Source organism: Mesorhizobium sp. M7D.F.Ca.US.004.01.2.1, assembly GCF_003997785.1.
Taxonomy (GTDB): Bacteria; Pseudomonadota; Alphaproteobacteria; order Rhizobiales; family Rhizobiaceae; genus Mesorhizobium; species Mesorhizobium loti.
Genome location: NZ_RZRQ01000486.1, coordinates 1 through 3,272, shown reverse-complemented (window position 1 = coordinate 3,272; position 3,272 = coordinate 1). Strand labels below are relative to the sequence as shown.

Genomic DNA, 3,272 nt, shown 5'->3' with positions numbered 1-3,272 from the left:
ACCAAGCATGGCGGTTCCCGATTCACTGGCCGAAAGCCCGAGGATGGACTGCAAGTAGACCGGCAGGTAGACCGCGAGCCCGATATTGGCGGCCTGCAGCAGGAACAACGACAACGTGCCGGCAAGGACGATCGGGTTGCCAAGCACTTCGAGCGAGATCAGCGGTTCGGCCGCGCGCAGCAGCCGCAACGCAAAGGCGCTCCAGATGACCGCCGAACAGGCGAGCAGCCCGAAGATCTCGCGTGACAGCCACGGATATTCGCTGCCACCCCAGTTCAACGCCAGCAACAGCAAGGCGGTGGCCGCGACAAGCAGCAGCGCGCCGAGCCCATCGATGCGATGGTGTTTTGCCGCGATCGGCAGCTTTCTCAATGGCTTGTTGATGATGGCCATGGCGACGAGACCAAGCGGGATGTTGATCCAGAAGATCAGTGACCAGTGCAGATGCTCGGCGAAGGTGCCGCCCAAAAGCGGGCCTGCGATGCTGGCGACCGCCCAGGTTCCCGCAATCCAGGCCGAGTAACGCGCGCGCTCGCGCGGCGGCACGAGGTCACCGATCACGGTCTGCGCCAGCGCAAACAGGCCGCCGCCACCGGCACCCTGGATCGCACGGCCGACGATCAGGACCAGCATGTTAGGCGCCATGGCGCTGACCAGGGATCCGGCAAGGAAGATGAGGATTGCCGCGTAAATCGTTGGCCGGCGCCCATAAACGTCCGATATCTTGCCATAGAGCGGCGCCATCGCGGTGGCGGTCAATAGGTAACCGGTCACGATCCACGGCAGATATTCGGCATGGCCGAGCAGGCGCGCCATGGTCGGCATCGCCGGCGCGACGATGGTCTGGTCAAGAGCGGCCAGAAGCATCGACAGGAGTACGCCACCGATGATGGCGTTCTTTTCGCTTTCGCTGAGAGGCGCGTCGGCCTTCACCACCGTCTGACTATCGACAGCCTGGTCCATGTCCATTCATCCGTATGCTTGCGGCTGGCCGGCGCCATCCGGCCGTTCCAGCGTGTTGACCGCGTTAGCCGCATTGATCTTTCGAAGGTCGCCCTGGCGAACCCGACATATGTCGTCCCGTATAGGCCGATTTCGACCGGTGCTCGAAAATTTTTCGAAGCTGGCACTAAGCTTCAGCGCAATTGGCCTGCGCCGCCATTCAACGCCTCGGCAGGATTCAGGCCGGCGGCAGCTGGCCGTTCCCGATGCGCTCCATCCGGTAGCGCAGAAGCCTCAGGATGCGGCTTTCGAAATTGACGCTTTCGACACGGTCGAACTGGAGCTGGGCCCGGTCGTGGCTGGCCAGGACAGCCGCGGTGATTGCGGCGGCCTTGGCCTTGGCGGCATCGCAGTTCTTTTGCGGGTAGGTGGCTTTCAGGGCCTCTTCGAGTTCGCGGCCATGGTTCTTGGCGATCTCCACATGGCGCTCCTCGTGGCGCTTGATGTCGGCGGACAGCGTATCCCAGAACAGCCTGACATCGGCATCGGCCTTGCGCGGGCGGCGCCACTCGGGAAGGATCACCTTCACCTTGACGGTCACCACAGCGTCGGCGATCCGGCAGGAGCTCGATGTCTGCGCATAGCTGATGCGGGTGGTGAAGGCCATCTGGGTGGCGCCGGGGTGCCGCATGCCCGTGCTTTTCACCTCCGGCCCGCGTTTGGAAAGCTGTGCCTCGATGTCCTCGAGCGTGCTGCCGCCAATGGCGAAATAGCTGTACGTCTTGACGAGATTGGCCGCACCCGCCGGGAGCGGGGTCACGGCGAGCAGCAGCGCGCAAGCCAAGGATTGTTTCATGCCAAGCATGGATCGCTTCATCATGTTGCCTCTTCGACCACCTTGCTTTACGGCCGTTGCCGACGCAACGGAATTGATCCGCCAGGGATCACACATGGTTGATGAACTCCATGGTTGATGAGCAATGACGGCTAGGCGATGGCAGTTGGCGCATGGACGCCATCTCGACCTTGGTGGCAAGGCCGTGGTCGTCGGCATCCTCAATGTCACGCCCGACAGCTTTTCCGACGGCGGTTTGTTCGACGCCCCTGAAAAAGCGCTGGTCCAGGCACGGCGCATGATCGGGGAAGGGGCGCTGGTCGTCGATGTCGGCGGGGAATCGACCCGCCCAGGTGCTGCCGCGGTATCGGCCAGCCAGGAACAGGCCCGCATCCTGCCGGTGATCGAAGCGCTGGCGGGCGTGAGCGAGGTGCTGGTTTCGGTCGACACCTATCGTGCCGAGACGGCGCGGCTTGCGGTAGCTGCCGGTGCGCATATCGTCAATGATGTCTGGGGTTTGCAGCGCGAACCCGGCATTGCGCGTATCGCCGCCGATACCGGCGCCGGGCTTGTCATCATGCATACCGGGCGAGATCGCCAGAAGCTGCCGGACGTGATTGCCGATCAGCTGACGTTCCTGCGTAAATCGCTCGAAATCGCCCGCCAGAACGGCGTTGCCGATGATCATATCGTGCTCGATCCCGGGTTCGGCTTCGCCAAGGAGACGGCGGAGGAAAATCTCGACCTGATGGCTCGCTTTTCGGAGCTGCATACGCTCGGCTTGCCGCTGATGGCCGGTACGTCGCGAAAACGCTTCATCGGCACGGTCACAGGCCGCGATGCGGCTGACAGAGGTGTCGGAACAGCGGCGACCAGCGTCATCTTGCGGCTCAAGGGCGCCGATCTGTTTCGCGTCCACGATGTCGCATTCAACGTGGACGCATTGGCGCTCGCAGATGCTATGCTGGCGCGTCAAACCGACCGGGCGAGAAACTGAGCGATGTATGTCATCCGCATGAAGAACTGCGCTTTCTTTGCCCGGCATGGCGTGCTGGACGAGGAGGAACGGCTCGGCCAGCGCTTCTATGTCGATGCCGCTCTCACCGTTGATCCCGGCCGGGCGCTTGTCGAGGATTCCATCGAGGACACCGTCAACTACGGCATTGCCTTCACGGTGATCGAAAAGATCATCACCGGGCAGCGCCGTTTCCTGATCGAGTCCCTAGCGCTCGAAGTGGCCCGTGCGCTGACGGCGCGTTTTCCGCAGATCAAGAAAGCCGAGATCACGGTGCGCAAGCCCAATGCCCCGGTGCCCGGCGTGCTCGATTACGTCGAGGTGACCGTTGTCTGGCCCGAATAGCACGGTCTATCTCAGCCTTGGCGGCAATCTTGGCGACCCGGCGAAATCAATGGGCGCGGCGCTGCGCATGCTGGATGCCGACGCGGACACGCGTGTCACCGGCGTGTCCTCGCTCTATCGCACGCCGCCCTGGGG

5 protein-coding genes are annotated in these 3,272 nt (G+C 63.0%); 3 read left to right on the top strand and 2 right to left on the bottom strand.

All coding sequences use genetic code 11. The features are described from left to right. Together EN993_RS33435 and EN993_RS33430 are read right to left on the bottom strand one after the other, a co-directional pair. Positions 1-963: MFS transporter (locus EN993_RS33435; protein ID WP_127266013.1), on the bottom strand; the 963-nt coding region annotated here is incomplete at its 3' end. Between the two features lie 217 nt (positions 964-1,180). Then, entirely contained in the window at positions 1,181-1,798 is a 618-nt protein-coding gene (locus tag EN993_RS33430; protein WP_164548866.1) for a DUF922 domain-containing protein, read from the bottom strand. A 124-nt stretch (positions 1,799-1,922) separates the two neighbouring features. Here EN993_RS33430 and folP point away from each other — a divergent pair, with 124 nt between their 5' ends. The 3 genes from folP to EN993_RS33415 form a co-directional block, all read left to right on the top strand. After that, positions 1,923-2,774, top strand: coding sequence for a dihydropteroate synthase (gene folP / locus EN993_RS33425; protein WP_127266012.1), 852 nt, complete (start codon positions 1,923-1,925; stop codon positions 2,772-2,774). Positions 2,775-2,777: 3 nt separating this feature from the next. Continuing rightward, positions 2,778-3,137 (top strand): dihydroneopterin aldolase, encoded by a 360-nt coding sequence (folB, locus tag EN993_RS33420; RefSeq protein WP_056582260.1) that lies wholly within the window; start codon positions 2,778-2,780, stop codon positions 3,135-3,137. Continuing rightward, positions 3,121-3,272 (top strand): 2-amino-4-hydroxy-6-hydroxymethyldihydropteridine diphosphokinase (locus EN993_RS33415; protein WP_164757978.1); only part of this gene is annotated, 152 nt, incomplete at its 3' end. The genes folB and EN993_RS33415, both read left to right, overlap by 17 nt.

Coding starts and splice junctions, on each gene's coding strand:
- folB (WP_056582260.1), top strand. CDS start 2,778: ATGTATGTCATCCGCATGAAGAACTGCGCTTTCTTTGCCCGGCATGGC.
- EN993_RS33430 (WP_164548866.1), bottom strand. CDS start 1,798: ATGAAACAATCCTTGGCTTGCGCGCTGCTGCTCGCCGTGACCCCGCTC.
- folP (WP_127266012.1), top strand. CDS start 1,923: ATGACGGCTAGGCGATGGCAGTTGGCGCATGGACGCCATCTCGACCTT.